The following is a 16,080-nucleotide window of genomic DNA, read 5'->3' as shown; positions in this document are numbered from 1 at the left end:
CCTGCCCGCTCAGCGCAACCGGCCGGCGGGCGGGAAGGTTGCGCCTCGCCTCAGGGGAGGGCACCGATGTCGCGCAGGTAGGCGGCGCTCGCCGGGTGCAGCCAGCCCCGGGGCACGGCCTCGACCAGGTTGCGCGGGTCGCTGTCGCCGCCCTGTGGGTCCCTTCGCGCGAGGCTCGCCTGGCTCCGCGCCAGGGCCGCCACGAAGCGCGCCACCCGCGCGCCGTCGATGTCCGGCCGGGCGAGGACGAAGCTCCAGGAGCCCACCGTCTCGATGGGCGCTTGCTGCCCGGCGAAGACGTCGGCCGGAACGGTGCGGCGGCGCAGGGATGTCCCGCGTGCCAGGATGCGGTCGATCGCGTCCGGGGCCGGCCCGAAGAAGCGGGCGCCGCCGGGGGCCTCCGCCAGCGTCCGGAAGCCCGGCCACCCGAGCCCCGCCCCCCAGAGTGCCGCGGCGCGCCCATCCTGCACCATGACCGCCCCGTCGCCGGCCCGGTCGAGGAGGATCGGCTCGATGTCGTGGTCGGGGTCGATGCCCGAACCTGTCAGGACGGTCCGGCCCATGACGGTGAGGCCGGAGGCGTGGGTGCCGAGGACGACGCGCCGCCCCCGCAGGTCCGGCACACCGTGGATCGGGCTGGCCGCCGGAACGACGAAGAGGCCCGGCGAGGCGTTCACCGGCGCGACCACGGTGATCCGAGGCCCCGCCTCGGGCTCGGCCCTGAGGGCGTCATAGGCGTAGTCGCCCTGGACCAGGGCGAGATCGACGGAGCCGCCCTTCAGGAGACCGACATTCTCGGCCGAGCCCTTGGAGGGCCGCAGGGCGATGGACAGGGCGGGATCGACCGTGCGGAGCGCCTCCACCAGGGCCTGGCCGAAGGCGGGGAACGAGCCGCCGGGCGTCGCCGTCGCCAGTACGAGCCCGCCCGGCGTGCCGGCCGATCGCACCCGCTCGGACGGGACCAGCGTCGCCGTGGCCGCGATGAGGAATGAGCGCCTGAGCATGGGTCCATCCGCCGGGTCACGGGCCGCATTCAAGCGGAGGCCACGGAGCCTGCGCAAGGGGGCGCCGCACAGGAGCCGCCACCCGCGCCGAGGGAGCCAAAACCGGTCTCGGGCGCTTGTTCCGATGAGACGGGGCCCGCTGGGCCCCGCGCCCCATGCCAGCTGACGAGATCCCCATGCGGACCCGATCGAAACTCGGCCTCGCGGCCCTGGCCGTCGTTCTCCTCGGCGGCGCGGCCTTCGTGCGCTTCGTCGTCTATCCCGAGCAGGCCACGCTCGAGGCCTCGGCCGGGCAGGGCGCGAACCCGACCCTGCCGGCGCCCAACCCGACCCTGATGCCCACCGTGAACATCGCCCGCGTCGCCCGCTGGGAGAAGGGCACCAAGCCGCAGGCCGCGGATGGTCTGCAGGTGGCGGCCTACGCGGACGGGTTCGACCATCCGCGCTGGATGTACCTCCTGCCCAATGGGGATGTGCTGGTGGCCGAGGCCAACAAGCCGCAGACCGACGACCCCTCGACCGGCGTCGCGGATTGGGTGGCCGACAAGGTGAAGAGTCTGGCCGGCGCCGGCGTGAAGAGCCCCGAGCGCATCGTCCTCCTACGGGACGCGAACGGCGACGGCGTCGCCGAGGAGCGCCATGTGCTCCTGAAGGACCTGCACTCGCCCTTCGGCATGGCGCTGGTCGGGTCGGACCTCTACGTCGCCAATGCCGATGCGCTGGTGAAGGTGCCCTACCAGGCGGGCCAGACCGAGATCACCGCGACGCCGGAGAAGGTCGTCGACCTGCCGTCCGGCATCAACCATCACTGGACCAAGAACGTCATCGCCAGCCCCGACGGGCAGAGGCTCTACGTGACCGTCGGCTCGAACAGCAATGTCGGCGAGAACGGCCTCGACAAGGAGACCGGCCGCGCGGCGATCTGGGAATACACGATACCCACCAAGCAGATGCGCGCATACGCCACCGGCCTGCGCAACCCCAACGGCCTCGGCTTCGAGCCGGTGACGGGCAAGCTCTGGACGGCGGTGAACGAGCGCGACGAGATCGGCAGCGACCTCGTGCCCGACTACATCACCTCCGTGCAGGAGGGCGGCTTCTACGGCTGGCCCTACAGCTACTGGGGCAACCATGTCGATGCGCGCGTGGAGCCGCAGAGGCCCGACCTCGTCGCCAAGGCGATCGCGCCGGACTATGCGGTGGGCACCCACACCGCCTCCCTCGGCATCGCGTTCTCGCAGGGGAGCCGCCTGCCGGAGGCCTGGACGAGCGGCCTGTTCGTCGCCCAGCACGGTTCGTGGAACCGCCGGCCGAAGAGCGGCTACAAGGTGATCTACGTGCCGTTCAAGGACGGCAAGCCCAGCGGGCAGCCGGTCGACGCGCTGACCGGCTTCCTCAACGCCGACGAGAAGGCCCAGGGACGCCCCGTCGGCGTGATCCTCGACAAGACCGGCGCCCTGCTGGTCTCGGACGACGTCGGCAAGACGATCTGGCGGGTGAGCGCCTCCACCCGGACCCAGTAGGCGCCTCCAGCCGCCGTCCCGCTGAGCAGCGGAAGTCCTGATGACAGAGACCAAGACCGATCCCTCGCGGCGCGCCCTCGTTGGGCGGCCTCTCCGCCGGCATGGTGGCAGTCCTGGAACATTCCGCGGGGGCACAGGAACAGGTCGCGCAGACCGACACCGCCCCGAACCCGCCGCGCAGCCATCCGAAGACCCCGTTCGAGACGCAGCAGCAGGCCTGGCCGGGGCTGGCGGGTCGGATGGTGCCGCGCCCGAACGATGGCGAAACGAGTTACACGGGGTCCGGGCGCCTCGCCGGCCACAAGGCGCTGATCACCGGCGGCGATTCGGGCATCGGCCGTGCCGCGGCCATCGCCTATGCCCGCGAGGGCGCGGACGTGGCCATCAACTACCTGCCGGCCGAGGAGCCGGATGCGGTCGAGGGGTGGGACTCATCCGGCAGGCCGTCCGCAAGGCGGTGATGCTGCCGGGCGACATCCGCGACGAGGCCTTCTGCCGGCGTCTGGTGGCGGACGCGGCGCGCGAACTCGGCGGCCTCGATATCCTCGTCAACAACGCGGTCTACCAGAAGGCCCAGGTCTCGATCCTCGACATCACCACCGAGCAGCTCGACCAGACCTTCCGGACCAACGTCTACGCGATGTTCTGGATCACCAAGGCCGCCCTCGCCCATCTTGGGCCCGGCGCGGCGATCATCAACACCGCGTCGGTCGACGCCTGCGAGCCTTCCGAGACCCTGCTCGACTACGCGGCCACCAAGGCGGTGATCGTGAACTTCTCGAAGGGCCTGGCCAAGCAGCTGGCGGAAAGCGGCATCCGGGTGAATGCGGTGGCTCCGGGACCGTTCTGGACCCCGCTCCAGGTCTGCGGTGGGCAGCCACCGGAGAAGCTGCCGAATTTCGGCAAGGACACGCCGATCGGGCGGCCGGGTCAGCCGGCCGAGCTCGCCGGCATCTACGTCCTGCTCGCCTCCAACGAGGCGAGCTACTCCACCGGCCAGGTGTTCGGCGCCGTCGGCGGGCGCGGCGGCCCCTGACGAGAAGGAGCGGGTGTCTGGGCGGGCAGACCGTCCCGCTGCGCCCTCCGGTCGGCCTCGGAGCCGGATCGCGACAGCGTCGCTCTTGTGATCCGCGTGGATCGTTCGGCCACGCATGGCTCACCCGCTACGGGCAACCGGCCTTGTGCCCATGACGGTGCTCATGGCGGCCCGGGCGGCGATGCGGTCAGGGCGTGTGCAACGGGCATCGTGACGTTGCCGCGCTGAGGTTCACGGTCGAGAATGGTTGCGATACGCACGGCGGATTGCGCCGCGCCTGAGGGGACGGCGCAATCCGAAGAATGCTACGCGAGCGCCGGAGGTCGCCGTGAACATCACCCGATGCTTACCGAACGTGGCGATAGGGATTTTGCTTGGTCTTGTCCCGGCCAGCGCCCAGGGCAACATGCGCAAATTTCTCGAAGGACACTGGGTGGGAGAGGATCTCCAGATCCGGGTCGATCAAGATGCCGTTCAAGCGAACGACAATCCAGACAAGCCCTTCGAATGGAGTCCGCTGGTCATCAAGGACGTGACGGGCGGGATGGTCGTCTTTCAGATCGGGGCTCGTCAGTATATCGGCCTGATCAATGGTCAGCAGATGACGGTCACGATGTCAGGGTCCAATCGCTCATACATCTTGACCAAAAATCCCAAACCGTGAAGCGGCCAGCAGGTTGCGGAGGAAGGCTCGCCGTTCGACCGGGCGGGGAGAGTTTGGCGCGATGGTGCGCAGAGACGGTGCTCCGGCAGGGGGGTGCTTGATTATGCGGGTCCTGCGAACTGCCCGGGCACAGCCGTCGGTGGCAGGCGGAGCCCAAAATGGTGCGGTGCACCGGAGCCGTCGCCGTCGATTGATACGGCGTCGCGGACAGCCGAAATGGGATGCTGCGCGGCAACCGCGGTCTGAACGACCTTGGCCCCAGCGTCCTCAGCTTGCAGCGCCCTCGACGACATCCGCGAAGCTCGCGGTCAGGCCCTCACACCCAGGGCACCAGGGAGAGCGGTAGAGACCGTAGGCGAAGAAGCATCCGGCGAAGTTGGCGTAGCCGGTCGGGCCGGCATAATCGACGATCAGCCTGTCATCGACCCTCACCTTCAGCAGGCCCTCGCCGCCGGCCCCATCCACGAAATCGATGACGAAGGCGTAGGGGCGATCCCGTTTCAAGGGGAGGATCGCCTTCGGCCCCAGATCGACGTGGCGGCCCTGCTCCTGAGACCCGGCCGTGGGGAAGGTTGTCAAATCGACGTAGAACACCTCCTCCCTGGAGTTCCGAGCCCGAGGCTTCATGCCGATCGCGAAGGGCGGGTTCCGCCAGCGTTCGCCGGGGTTGGGTCGTGAATTGTACTGGCAGATCCCACACCAATCGTGCGTCATCAGCAGGCCCGGGTGGACGTTGATCGTGAAGCTGGCCCGCATCGGTTTGCCCGGAAGCCGGACATCCGCCTTACTCACGTCGAACACCGCCATCGCCCGGGCCGGTGCGTCCTTCAGGCGTCCCGCATACTGACGTGCCTCACCCGCCGACAGGTCGCCCTTCTGGATGCTGAAGGTTCGAACCCTCCGGCCGTTGAGCACCCGGTCGGTGCACACCCCCCCTGTGATCGGGTGGTCGTGTCGCCATGCCGGCAACATGAACCGTACAGTATGCCCATCCTCGTTGATGCGCTGGCCGTCGGTGTGCTCGATGATATCGGTCATGGCGCCTCGATATGCGTTGCTGGGCGATCTGGACACCATCGCCGGACTTGCCATCGCCTCGGCCGCTGAGGCGGCAATCGGTGCCTGAGCGGCCGCCGACCGGGTCGTCGCTCGCCGCGCCCTTCGTGGCGCCCCGCGGCTCGGTCTCCTGCGTCTCCGCTTTGTCGTCCGCGTTGGGCGAGCATTGGGCTCTCAGGCGTCAGATGCCAGACCGAGGGTGGACAGAGGGGCTCGCTACGTGATGGCTCCATCCTCGCGAGATGTGGAGGCGCTCGAAAACCCGGCGCAGGGCAATCTATCCCACCCATCTCCCCTCGGCTCAACGCCGAAGAGTGGCTTCGAGGGCCACCGCCCTCCAGTGCAGCACCACTGCCGACAGCACCGACCTGTCGGCGGTCCTCCGACGCGACCGCCGCAAGGACCTTCGAAAGCCGAACCCTTCACCCCGACGATCGCCCTTGGAGCGTCAACGAGCGCGTCTTCCGCCGCATGAAACCGATTCGTGGCCTTTCAGAGCGCGACGAAACCCGAACCGACACCTTCCTCGCCGTCATGACGCGCATCTGGATCAACTCGAAAGGAGTCCGCCGCTAGGCGATGAGCTTCCGGACGAAGCCGACGAGTTGGGCCCGACGCTCCAGCATGTCATTCGTGACGAGGGGGGGCTCAAGGTCCCGGGACAGCAGCGATCGAAGCTCCTCCTCGGTTTCGGCAGGGTGGATGCCGATCCGCGAGCGGAGTTGGGAGACGGTCGCGAGCTGGTGATCGTTCCGATGTTCGCCGAGCGCGGCTTTCCGCGGAACGATGACGATGGGCTTGCGATACTTATATGCCTTCAGCACGGTGCCCATACCGGCGTGCGCCACGAGGACGTCGCACTTTCTGACATACTCATCGAATTCAATGGGCGAGTAGTTGGCTGCCGCCTGAATATTTCGGCACTTGTAAGTTCCGACGCCTGTCTGGGCCATCACCGGCTTTCCGAGATCCGGAGCGATGTCATCCATCATCTTGATCAGGCGATCGAACGGCAGCTGGGTGCCGACTGTTACGATAATCACAGCAGCTCACCGCGGTAGAAGGGACCCTTCGGCGTCGCAAGGTGTTTCCATTGCGTCAGCCATTCATGCACGATGTAGCCTGCGATCTTTCCTGACAGGGAAAGCGTCTCGACATTGGCGAAGCTGTCGACCCAGATCGTCCTGGCGCCGGTCAAGCGGCCGAGAACAAGACAGATGAGCCCAGGCGCAGCTCCAGTCGAAATGATGACGTTTGGCCGGACTTTCGCAATAATGTTGATACACTGCCAAATGCAGGCGAGCGTATCGCCGAGACGATTCCGATTGCAGTCCATCACCACGAATCCCTGGCGATTGGCTTGCTTGAGCAGATCCTGTGTCGTGGTCACAAATACGGCGTCCTGGTCTTCGAAAGCTTCTGCCAAGTTCTGCAACTGCTCCCAATGACCTCCCATAGAGGCGACCGCCAAAACTTTCGTCACGATATCCAGTTCCTCTCAATCATTGCCAAACAGATCGCGTGTGTAGACCTTGGCTTCGACATCGATGAGGTCCGACGACAGCCGGTTGGCGACGATAACATCTGACATTGCTTTAAATTGGGCCAAGTCATTGACCACGGGCGAGTTGAAGAAAGTCTCTTCTGCCATCGCCGGCTCATAGACAATGACCGGAATTCCTTTTGCCTTGATGCGTTTCATGACACCTTGGACGGACGAATCTCGGAAATTGTCCGATCCGTGTTTCATGGTAAGGCGATGGATACCAACCGTTTTTGGCTTCCGCGCAAGAATATCGCTTGCGATGAAATCTTTGCGAGTCGAGTTCGCGTCGACAATCGCGCGCATCAGATTTTGCGGAACATTCGTATAATTGGCTAGCAATTGCTTGGTATCTTTCGGAAGGCAATAGCCGCCGTAGCCGAACGAGGGATTGTTGTAGTGGCCGCCGATCCGTGGATCCAGGCTGACCCCACCGATGATCTCGCGTGAATTCAGGCCGTGCTGGGCAGCGTAAGTATCGAGCTCATTGAAGAATGCCACGCGCATGGCAAGATAAGTGTTCGAAAAAAGTTTGATCGCCTCAGCTTCGCTGGAGTTCGTGAAAAGAACGTCAGCGTCCTTCTTGATCGCGCCTTCAACCAGCAATTCTGCGAATTTCTCCGCGCGCCTGGAATGCTCGCCAATAATGACGCGCGAGGGATAGAGGTTGTCATAGAGCGCCCTGCCTTCCCGAAGAAACTCCGGCGAAAACATGATGTTGCTGCTGTTGAAGCGTTCACGGGCCGACGCCGTGAAGCCGACCGGAACCGTGGACTTGATCACGATCGCGGCGTTCTGATTGACGGCCATGACGTCGCTGATCGCTGAATCGACGTGCTGGGTGTCGAAGTAGTTGGTCTCGGGATTGTAGTTGGTCGGTGTCGCAATGATCACGTAATCGGCATCAGCATAGGCTTCTGTCCGATTGCCAGTCGCTTTCAAGTTCAAACGGCGGGTTGCAAGATAATTCTCGACCTCGGTATCCACAATGGGAGAGGTCTTATAGTTCAGCATTTCAACCTTAGATGGAACGACATCGAAGGCGACAACATCATTGTGCTGAGCTAGGAGAATGGCATTTGAAATACCGACATATCCAAGACCCGCGACGGCCACCTTCATGCGGCTCACCTTCCAGTTCGTTCCAGCAAGTGAGATCAATAGTTTATTGCGCCGCAATATTCAAGCGCGGGTCCCTGGAAGAGCGCCTCGGTTCCCTCGCCCTGCGCCTTCTCTCGGCAGTCTCGGCATGAGGCGCTGCCGCTGCGGGTAGGAGAATGAGGCGTCCCGATCTGTTTCACGGTCCGATCTCCGCGGGCGGACAGGCGTGTCTCGGCGACACGGCATCGGTGATGGTCCGGGCCGACGCCGTGCCGAAGTGCAACGCGGACTTTTCGGTCCAATCGGTGCGGATCGCCGACGTGTCCGCGCGCAACCGCCAGGCAGGCCACGCCGTGTCCCGGTCGTTGGCGATCTGCAGGTCCCGAGGCCGGCTCGATCGCCTGCGCGTAGCGCGTCGGCAGCCAATGCTCCGCCTCGTCGGGTGCCGTGCGCGCCCCCTCGTCGTCGCAGCGGCCGATGCTGCCCTGAAGGGGGATCTTCGCCGGCAAACCGCGGACCGGCGTCGGGCCATCATCGGCACCGAAAGCCTGGGACTGTCAGGACATACCCTGGTGGGTGAGTGGCGCTCTGACGGCACGTGTCGCGGATGCGGGACCTGAGCGCGCGCATGGGTGTCGTCGCGGTCGAACCGATCCGGCATCGACCGCGACGGTGACGGCGGCGACGCGCCCGTGTCTTCGTATCCGGTGCCTTGTCCGGGCCGATCTTCGCGATCAGCCCGGCTCAGCGCCAGCCGGTCAGGGGCCCTCTGACGGAGCGCATGGGCGCTCGCAAAGCCGCTCCGCCTGGCAGGGATCCCGACGAACGGGCGTCTCGCCACTCACCTGCAATGCCGCCAGCGGAGTCGAGGCGTCCCGGCGCGTCCGGGGGCGGGGGCGACGGCGCCCGGACGCCTACTCCATGGTGGGCATGACGAAGTCGGCGCCGGCGCGGATGCCGGTGGGCCAGCGGGTCGTGATGGTCTTCAGGCGCGTGTAGAAGCGGACGCCCTCGGGGCCGTGCATGTGGTGGTCGCCGAACAGCGAGGCCTTCCAGCCGCCGAAGGAGTGGAACGCCATCGGCACCGGGATCGGCACGTTGATGCCCACCATGCCGACCTCGATCCCGTGGGCGAACTCGCGGGCCGCGTCGCCGTCGCGGGTGAAGATCGCCGTGCCGTTGCCGAACTCGTGCTCGTTGATGAGCTTGGCCGCCGTGGCGTAGTCCGGCGCCCGGGTGATCGCCAGGACGGGCCCGAAGATCTCTTCCCGGTAGATCGACATCTCCGGGGTGACCCGGTCGAACAGGGTGCCGCCGAGGAAGTAGCCGCCCTCGTAGCCCTGCAGGCTCAGGCCGCGCCCGTCGACGAGGAGCTCGGCGCCTTCCGCCACGCCCGCATCGATGTAGCCGCTCACCTTGTCGCGGTGCACCTTCGTCACGAGGGGGCCCATCTCCGAGTCCGGGTCCGTGCCCGGCCCGACCTTCAGCGCCCGCACCTTCGGGATGAGCTTGGCCACCAGCGCGTCGGCGGTCTTCTCGCCCACGGGCACGGCCACCGAGATCGCCATGCAGCGCTCGCCGGCCGAGCCGTAGGCCGCGCCCATCAGCGCGTCGACCGCCTGGTCCATATCGGCGTCCGGCATGACAATCATGTGGTTCTTGGCGCCGCCCAGCGCCTGGGCGCGCTTCCCGTTGGCGGTGGCGGTGGCGTAGATATAGCGGGCGATCGGGGTCGAGCCGACGAAGCTCACCGCCGCGATGTCGGGGTGATGCAGGAGGGCGTCGACCGCCTCCTTGTCGCCGTGGACCACGCTGAACACGCCGTCCGGCAGGCCGGCCTCCTTGAGCCAGGCGGCGACCAGCAGCGCGGGCGAGGGATCGCGCTCGGAGGGCTTCAGGACGAAGCAGTTGCCGCAGGCCAGCGCCACCGGAAACATCCACATCGGCACCATGACGGGGAAATTGAACGGCGTGATGCCGGCGACCACGCCCAGCGGCTGGCGCAGGGCATGGCTGTCGACGCGGGTGCCGACGTTCTCGGTGACCTCGCCCTTGAGAAGCTGGGGAATGCCGGTGGCGAACTCCACCACCTCGAGCCCGCGCTGGATCTCGCCCTTGGCGTCGGAGAGCACCTTGCCGTGCTCGGCGGTGATCAGGGCGGCGAGTTCGTCGGTGCGCTCTTCGGCGATGCGCAGGAAGGCGTTGAGGATGCGGGCGCGGCGAAGCGGCGTGGTGTGGGCCCAGGCGTGGGCGACCGCCTTGGCGGCCGCCACCGCCGCGTTGACGTCCGCCGTGTTGGCCAAAGCGACCCGGCCGGTCTCCTCGCCGGTGGCGGGATTGTAGACCGGCGCGGTCCGGGTGCTGGTGCCGGCGACGGTCCGGCCGCCGATGAAGTGGGAGATCGCGGTGGGCATCGAAAATCCTGACGGAGGGGGAGTGGAACGATTCAGGCGGCGCGGGCGATGGCGTCGCCGAGGATCGACGCCATGGTGTCGATCTGGTCGCGCTCGACGATCAGCGGCGGCGACAGGGCGACGATGTCGCCGGTGACCCGGACGAGAAGACCGCGCTCGAAGCAGTCGACGAAGACGTCGTAGGCTCGCGCCCCGGGGGCTCCGGGCCGGGACGCCAGTTCGATGCCGGCGACGAGGCCGATGGTGCGGATGTCGATGACGTGGCTGGCACCCCGCAGGTCGTGCATGGCGCTGGCCCAATCCTCGGCGAGCTCCGCTCCGCGGGTGAGCAGGCCCTCCTGGGCGTAGATGTCGAGGGTGGCGAGGCCCGCCGCGCAGGCGACCGGGTGGCCCGAATAGGTGTAGCCGTGGAACAGCTCGATCACCGCCTCCGGGCCGTGCATCAGCGCATCGTGGACGCGCCGCGCGCAGAAGACCGCGCCCATCGGCAGGGCGCCGTTGGTGAGGCCCTTGGCAGTGGTGACGAGGTCGGGGATCACGCCGAAGTAATCCGTCGCGAAGGGCGTCCCGAGGCGGCCGAAGCCGGTGATGACCTCGTCGAAGATCAGCAGGATGCCGTGCCGGTCGCAGATCGTGCGCAGGCGCTCCAGATAGCCCGTCGGCGGCAGGAGGACGCCGGTGGAGCCGGCCACCGGCTCGACGATGCAGGCCGCGATGGTCTCGGCCCCGTGCAGGGCGACGAGGCGCTCGAGGTCGTCGGCGAGCTCCGCCCCGTGCGCGGGCAGGCCCTTCGAGAAGGCGTTGCGCTCGGGATCATGGGTGTGGCGCAGGTGGTCGATGCCCGGCAGCAGCGGAAAGACGCGGCGGTTGTTGACGAGGCCGCCCACGGAGATGCCGCCGAAGCCGACGCCGTGGTAACCGCGCTCGCGCCCGATCAGTTTGGTGCGCGTGCCCTGGCCGATGGCGCGCTGGTAGGCCAGCGCGATCTTGAGGGCGGTGTCGACCGATTCGGAACCGGAGCCGGTAAAGAACACCCGGTCAAGCCCGGCCTCCGGGCCGCCCGGCGCGATGGCGGCGAGGCGCTCGGCGAAGTCGAACGCCGCCGGATGGCCCATCTGGAATGAGGGCGCGAAGTCGAGGGTGGTGAGCTGGCGCTCGACCGCCGAGGCGATGCCCTGGCGTCCGTGCCCGGCATTCACGCACCAGAGGCCGGCCGTGCCGTCGAGGACGCTGCGCCCGTCCGTGGCCGTGTAGTGCATGCCCTTGGCCGAGGCGAGCAGGCGGGGCGCCGCCTTGAACTGCCGGTTGGCGGTGAACGGCATCCAGTAGGCATCGAGCCCGGGGGCATTGGCTGCGGGGTGGTGGTCCATGGCAATCTTCAACCCAGAGATGTCGCTGTGCTCGGAAGAAGCGCCGATTGCGACGCCCGGACAAGTCCTTTTCTGCACGCAACGAAGTGCTTGAAAAGGCAAGGGCCGTGCGGGCAATGTCGGTGAATCCTGAACATCCCTAACGGGCGTTCCGCCCCAGGGGCCGACTCACGGGTTTTGATGAGCATCGATCTCGGCGCGCGCCTGCGCTTCGTCCGCACCGCCCATGGCCTGTCGCAGCGGGCGCTCGCCAAGCGCACCGGTGTCCCGAACTCGACGATCTCGTTGATCGAATCGAACGGTGTGAACCCCTCCGTCGGCGCCCTCAAGCGCATCCTGGACGGCATTCCCATCGGCCTGTCGGAGTTCTTCGCCGTGGAGCCGGAGCGCTCGCGCAAGGCGTTCTACCGGGCCGACGAACTCACCGAGATCGGCAGGGCGCCGATCTCCTACCGGCAGGTCGGCGACAACCTGTTCGGGCGCAGCCTGCAGTTGTTGAGGGAGCGCTACGAGCCCGGCGCCGATACCGGCCGGGTGCCCCTGGTCCATGACGGCGAGGAGGGCGGCATCGTCCTGTCCGGCCGCCTGGAGGTGACGGTCGATTCGGAGCGTCGCATCCTCGGACCGGGCGATGCCTATTCCTTCGACAGCCGCCGGCCTCATCGCTTCCGATGCGTCGGCCCCGTCGCCTGCGAGGTGGTGAGCGCCTGCACGCCGCCGACCTTCTGATGGGGACGTCGTCCGGCGAGCGGCCTGGGGGGAAATCTCCCCACTGGCCGCGGCCCGACGATCTGGTATACCACAGATAGACAGACGCTCGGGAGCGCCGCATGACCATCCTCTTCAGCCACGAGGCCGCCCTCGGGCACCAGACCCCGCATGGGCATCCGGAGCGGCCGGAGCGCATGCAGGCGGTCAAGGATGCCCTCGCGACGGAGGCCTTCGCGGCCCTCGACCGCCGGGCGCCGGAACCCGCGAGCCTGGAGACCGTGGCGCTGGCCCATCCCGAGGAATGGGTCCGGGCCATGGTGGCGGCCGCCCCCGCCGAGGGACTGGTCCACGTCGATTCCGATACCGTGCTGTCGCCCGGCACCATCGAATGCGTCCTGCGCGGGGTCGGGGCGGCGGTCCAGGGGGTCGACGCGGTGATGACGGGCCAGGCTCGCACGGCGTTCTCGGCCATGCGCCCACCGGGCCACCACGCCGAGCGCACCCGCGCCATGGGGTTCTGCCTGTTCAACAATGCGGCGGTCGCGGCCCGCCATGCCAAGGCCGCCTACGGGGCGGAGCGGGTGGCCATCGTCGACTGGGACGTGCACCACGGCAACGGAACCCAGGACATCTTCTGGGCCGACCCCGCGGTGCTGTTCTGCTCCACCCACCAGATGCCGCTCTATCCCGGCACCGGCGCGGTCTCGGAGGCCGGCGACCACGACACCATCGTCAACGCCCCACTGAAGCCCGGCGCCGACGGCGAGCGCTTTCGCGAGGCGTTCACCGCGCGCATCCTGCCGCGCCTCGTGGATTTCCGGCCCGACCTGATCATCATCTCGGCGGGCTTCGATGCCCATTGGCGCGATCCCCTGGCCAACCTGATGCTGGAGGCGGAGGACTTCGCCTGGGCCACGCGCCAGGTGATGGAGATCGCGGGGCAGACATGCGACGGGCGCATCGTTTCCCTGCTGGAGGGCGGCTACGATCTGAAGGGCCTCGCCGAATCCACGGCGGCGCACGTGGCCGCGCTCATGGAGTCGTGAGGCGCAAAAGCCCATGACCGCGTCCCGGCCCGGGCTTTCCGCCGGGCGTGCCTGACCCACCTATGTGCCGATGCTGAACGATCGCCGCCTCGCGCGCCTGACCGCCCGTGCCCTCCAGACCTCCCACGGGCGCCCGGGCCAAGACCGCCCCGGGCTCCGCAAGATCGTCAGCTGGAACCTCCTGCGGCGGGTCGGCGCGAATGTCGCCGGAATCGCGACGCTGATCGAGCGAGAGCAGCCCGACCTCGTGCTGATGCAGGAGGCGACCAAGGATATCGAGGCCCTGCAGGCCAAGGTCGGCGGCCACTACGCCTGGGCCCAGATGCCCGGGCGCATCCACGGCCTCGCGGTCTGGAGCCCGACGCCCTTCGCCACCCCCCCGAAGGCCATCGAGCTTCCCGCCGGCGCGATGTTCGACCGGGTGAGCCAGGTGATCGATCTCGGTGAATTCGGCGTCGCCAACGTCCACCTCTCGCACGGGCAGATGCTCAACCGGCGGCAGTTGCGCTGCATCGAGCAGAGCCTGCCGGACCGGGCCGCCGTCATCGGCGACTACAACCTGGTGGGGCCGACGCTCCTGCCGGGGTTCCGCGACGTCGGCCCGCGCCTGCCGACTCACGCCATGGCGCGGGTGGTGCCCCTGCGGCTCGACCGCTGCCTCGTGCGCGGATTGACCTGCCACGGGCGCAGCGTGCTGCCGCGCGGCGCCTCGGATCACCGGCCGATCATCGTGCACCTGGCTCCCACCCACGAGATCATCCTGAAGGACACCGCGGAGCCGGAGCGCATCAAAGGTATGGCAGGAGTAATCGGACGCCTGCGTCGCGCAGCCGGACGGGGAGACCGCGCCGGGACAGGTGCTCGCGCGTCAGCCGGACGCTCATCTTCTCCTGCATGAACGCGTCGAGGTGTCGGGCGAGCCCGGAATCATAGACCTCGACGTTCAGCTCGAAATTCAGGCGGAAGCTGCGGGTGTCCCAGTTGGCGCTGCCGATGAAGCACCAGGCATCGTCGATCACGAGGAGCTTGGCATGGTCGAAGGGCGGGTCGTCGAGCCAGATCCGGACGTCGCTGCGCAGGAGCGGGTCCACATGGGCCCGGGTCGCCCAGTCGACCACCGCGTGGTCGCTGGCCATGGGAATGATGACGTCCACCGTCAGGCCGCGCAGGGCCGCCAGCGACAGGGCGCTCACCAGCACCTCGCTCGGCAGGAAGTAGGGCGTCATCAGGCGGATGCTGGTCCGGGCGCAGGTGATCGCCTCGAGCACCACGAGTTCGATCTTGCGCAGGTCCGCGTCCGGCCCCGAACTGACGACCCGGGCCTGCGTCTCGCCCCGCGCGGCGAGGGGCGGAAACCAAGCGGGGCCGTCCAGCTCCTGGTCCATCACGAAGGCCCAGTCGCTGGCGAAGGCCGCCGTGAGCTGGGTCACGACCGGCCCCTCGATCCGGAAATGGACGTCGCGCACCGGTTCCGGCGGATGGGTCGCCACCCGGTTCTCGTCGGCGATGTTGATGCCGCCCGTGAAAGCGAGGGTTCCGTCGAGGATGAGCAGCTTCTTGTGGGTGCGCAGGTTCAGGAACGGCATCCGCCAGGGCAGGACCGAGTGCATGAACCGGCCGACCGGCACGCCCCGCCGCCGCAGGCCGCCATAGACCGCGGCGAAGAAGTAGCCGCTGCCGATGCCGTCCACCAGAACCCGGACGGCGACGCCCCGGTGATGGGCATCCTCCAGCGCATCGAGGAAAGCTCGGCCGATCTCATCCTTGCGGAAGATGTAGCTCGACAGGGCGACGGAGTGCCGGGCCTCGCGAATGGCGGCCAGCATCGCCGGATAGACCGCATCGCCGTTGCGCAGCGGCATGATCCGGTTGCCCGCTTCCAGCGGAAGGCTGGTGATGCGCCGGACTGCTTGGTCGAGGGGCTGGAACCGCTCCGGCAGAACGGGAGGCGGCGCCGGGCCACCCGCGCGCCGCGGGCTCGCTTGAGAGGGCTTGATGCCGAGCTTCTGCGCCCGTCGGGTGACCCGATTGACCCCGAGCAGGGCATAGAGCGCGCTGCCGAAGAGGGGGGCCAGCCAGACCAGGCCGATCCAGCCGATGGCCGCCCCGACCTCCCGCTTGCGCAGGAGGACATGGATGCTGACGAGGCCCGAGAGGGTGGCACCGAGGACCCAGAAGACCTCGGTCCGGATCGACGTCAGGGCGCCGATCCATGAGAGCAATGCCTGTTCCAACGCCGCTCCCGCTTCGCGATACCCTGGCGGCATACGCCAAGGTCGGTCGGAGCACCACGCTTGTGTCCCGCTCGGACGCGTCGCTGGGGAACAGCACGCCGAGCGATCACCGCACGGGCGGAGAGGTCCGCGGGGGATCAGCGGCGTTCGCGGTCGGCGCGGTCCACCCCGTCCTCACGCGCGTTCGGCCGAGGGCGAGGATTCCCTGCCGGCATGCGCGGTCCGGCAGGCTCGTTCGCCCTCGTCCGGAAAGGCCTCCACGACGGGTCATGCCGTCCTCAGGCGAACAGCACGACGTCGTTGTGGCCCGGGCCGGTAAGAAGGTCGAGGGCGGTCACGCCGGCGAGCTGGAAGGTCTCGCTCAGCCCGCCATGGGCT

13 protein-coding genes and 1 pseudogene are annotated in these 16,080 nt (G+C 67.8%); 6 read left to right on the top strand and 8 right to left on the bottom strand.

Annotation, left to right across the window (positions count from 1 at the left end; genetic code table 11):
• Positions 1-50: 50 nt before the first annotated feature.
• Positions 51-1,004: a TAXI family TRAP transporter solute-binding subunit gene (locus ASF18_RS11310; protein ID WP_056351668.1), complete on the bottom strand. Its 954-nt coding sequence runs from the start codon at positions 1,002-1,004 to the stop codon at positions 51-53.
• A gap of 176 nt (positions 1,005-1,180) precedes the next feature.
• Between ASF18_RS11310 and ASF18_RS11305 the strand changes: the two genes are divergently transcribed.
• The 3 genes and pseudogenes from ASF18_RS11305 (at position 1,181) to ASF18_RS11295 (ending at position 4,227) form a co-directional block, all read left to right on the top strand.
• Positions 1,181-2,527 (top strand): sorbosone dehydrogenase family protein, encoded by a 1,347-nt coding sequence (locus tag ASF18_RS11305; protein ID WP_056351665.1) that lies wholly within the window; start codon positions 1,181-1,183, stop codon positions 2,525-2,527.
• Positions 2,528-2,628: 101 nt separating this feature from the next.
• Positions 2,629-3,563 (top strand): annotated as a pseudogene (locus ASF18_RS11300) (SDR family oxidoreductase).
• A 328-nt stretch (positions 3,564-3,891) separates the two neighbouring features.
• Positions 3,892-4,227 (top strand): hypothetical protein, encoded by a 336-nt coding sequence (locus ASF18_RS11295; RefSeq protein WP_156649786.1) that lies wholly within the window; start codon positions 3,892-3,894, stop codon positions 4,225-4,227.
• Positions 4,228-4,494: 267 nt separating this feature from the next.
• Here ASF18_RS11295 and ASF18_RS11290 read toward each other — a convergent pair whose 3' ends face one another.
• From ASF18_RS11290 to ASF18_RS11265, 6 genes are all read right to left on the bottom strand, one after another.
• Complete coding sequence (locus ASF18_RS11290; RefSeq protein ID WP_056351659.1) at positions 4,495-5,265, bottom strand: hypothetical protein; 771 nt, start codon at positions 5,263-5,265, stop codon at positions 4,495-4,497.
• Between the two features lie 590 nt (positions 5,266-5,855).
• A complete protein-coding gene (locus tag ASF18_RS11285) occupies positions 5,856-6,326 on the bottom strand; it encodes a glycosyltransferase (protein WP_056351656.1) in 471 nt (156 codons plus the stop codon).
• A complete protein-coding gene (locus ASF18_RS11280; RefSeq protein WP_244472671.1) occupies positions 6,323-6,766 on the bottom strand; it encodes a UDP-N-acetylglucosamine transferase subunit ALG14 in 444 nt (147 codons plus the stop codon). The genes ASF18_RS11285 and ASF18_RS11280 overlap by 4 nt, the downstream gene beginning before the upstream one ends.
• A 15-nt stretch (positions 6,767-6,781) precedes the next feature.
• Positions 6,782-7,948 (bottom strand): nucleotide sugar dehydrogenase, encoded by a 1,167-nt coding sequence (locus tag ASF18_RS11275; RefSeq protein ID WP_056351649.1) that lies wholly within the window; start codon positions 7,946-7,948, stop codon positions 6,782-6,784.
• Between the two features lie 893 nt (positions 7,949-8,841).
• Positions 8,842-10,341 (bottom strand): CoA-acylating methylmalonate-semialdehyde dehydrogenase, encoded by a 1,500-nt coding sequence (locus tag ASF18_RS11270; protein WP_056219561.1) that lies wholly within the window; start codon positions 10,339-10,341, stop codon positions 8,842-8,844.
• Positions 10,342-10,373: 32 nt separating this feature from the next.
• Positions 10,374-11,711 carry an aspartate aminotransferase family protein gene (locus tag ASF18_RS11265; protein WP_056351646.1) on the bottom strand — a complete coding sequence of 446 codons (1,338 nt, stop codon included), beginning with the start codon at positions 11,709-11,711 and terminating at the stop codon, positions 10,374-10,376.
• Positions 11,712-11,891: 180 nt separating this feature from the next.
• Between ASF18_RS11265 and ASF18_RS11260 the strand changes: the two genes are divergently transcribed.
• The 3 genes from ASF18_RS11260 (at position 11,892) to ASF18_RS23025 (ending at position 14,366) form a co-directional block, all read left to right on the top strand.
• The gene (locus ASF18_RS11260; protein WP_056351643.1) at positions 11,892-12,440 is read left to right on the top strand and encodes a cupin domain-containing protein; all 549 of its coding nucleotides are present in this window, start codon (positions 11,892-11,894) and stop codon (positions 12,438-12,440) included.
• A 101-nt stretch (positions 12,441-12,541) separates the two neighbouring features.
• Positions 12,542-13,468 carry a histone deacetylase family protein gene (locus ASF18_RS11255; RefSeq protein ID WP_056219570.1) on the top strand — a complete coding sequence of 309 codons (927 nt, stop codon included), beginning with the start codon at positions 12,542-12,544 and terminating at the stop codon, positions 13,466-13,468.
• Between the two features lie 70 nt (positions 13,469-13,538).
• A complete protein-coding gene (locus ASF18_RS23025; protein WP_056275766.1) occupies positions 13,539-14,366 on the top strand; it encodes an endonuclease/exonuclease/phosphatase family protein in 828 nt (275 codons plus the stop codon).
• On the opposite strand, the gene ASF18_RS11245 is transcribed toward ASF18_RS23025, so the two are convergent.
• Positions 14,257-15,702, bottom strand: coding sequence for a phospholipase D-like domain-containing protein (locus ASF18_RS11245; RefSeq protein ID WP_056351638.1), 1,446 nt, complete (start codon positions 15,700-15,702; stop codon positions 14,257-14,259). The genes ASF18_RS23025 and ASF18_RS11245 overlap by 110 nt on opposite strands.
• Positions 15,703-16,080: the final 378 nt, after the last annotated feature.

The sequence above is a fragment of the Methylobacterium sp. Leaf89 genome, from assembly GCF_001422215.1.
Classification (GTDB): Bacteria; Pseudomonadota; Alphaproteobacteria; order Rhizobiales; family Beijerinckiaceae; genus Methylobacterium.
Note: the sequence above shows the minus strand (reverse complement) of the source record. Positions and strands in the feature narration are given on the sequence as shown.

Excerpts from the sequence above, each read along its gene's own strand:
- ASF18_RS11310 (WP_056351668.1), bottom strand. The coding sequence starts at position 1,004 with ATGCTCAGGCGCTCATTCCTCATCGCGGCCACGGCGACGCTGGTCCCG.
- ASF18_RS11305 (WP_056351665.1), top strand. The coding sequence starts at position 1,181 with ATGCGGACCCGATCGAAACTCGGCCTCGCGGCCCTGGCCGTCGTTCTC.
- ASF18_RS11290 (WP_056351659.1), bottom strand. The coding sequence starts at position 5,265 with ATGACCGATATCATCGAGCACACCGACGGCCAGCGCATCAACGAGGAT.
- ASF18_RS11275 (WP_056351649.1), bottom strand. The coding sequence starts at position 7,948 with ATGAAGGTGGCCGTCGCGGGTCTTGGATATGTCGGTATTTCAAATGCC.
- ASF18_RS11270 (WP_056219561.1), bottom strand. The coding sequence starts at position 10,341 with ATGCCCACCGCGATCTCCCACTTCATCGGCGGCCGGACCGTCGCCGGC.
- ASF18_RS11265 (WP_056351646.1), bottom strand. The coding sequence starts at position 11,711 with ATGGACCACCACCCCGCAGCCAATGCCCCCGGGCTCGATGCCTACTGG.
- ASF18_RS11260 (WP_056351643.1), top strand. The coding sequence starts at position 11,892 with ATGAGCATCGATCTCGGCGCGCGCCTGCGCTTCGTCCGCACCGCCCAT.
- ASF18_RS11255 (WP_056219570.1), top strand. The coding sequence starts at position 12,542 with ATGACCATCCTCTTCAGCCACGAGGCCGCCCTCGGGCACCAGACCCCG.
- ASF18_RS23025 (WP_056275766.1), top strand. The coding sequence starts at position 13,539 with ATGCTGAACGATCGCCGCCTCGCGCGCCTGACCGCCCGTGCCCTCCAG.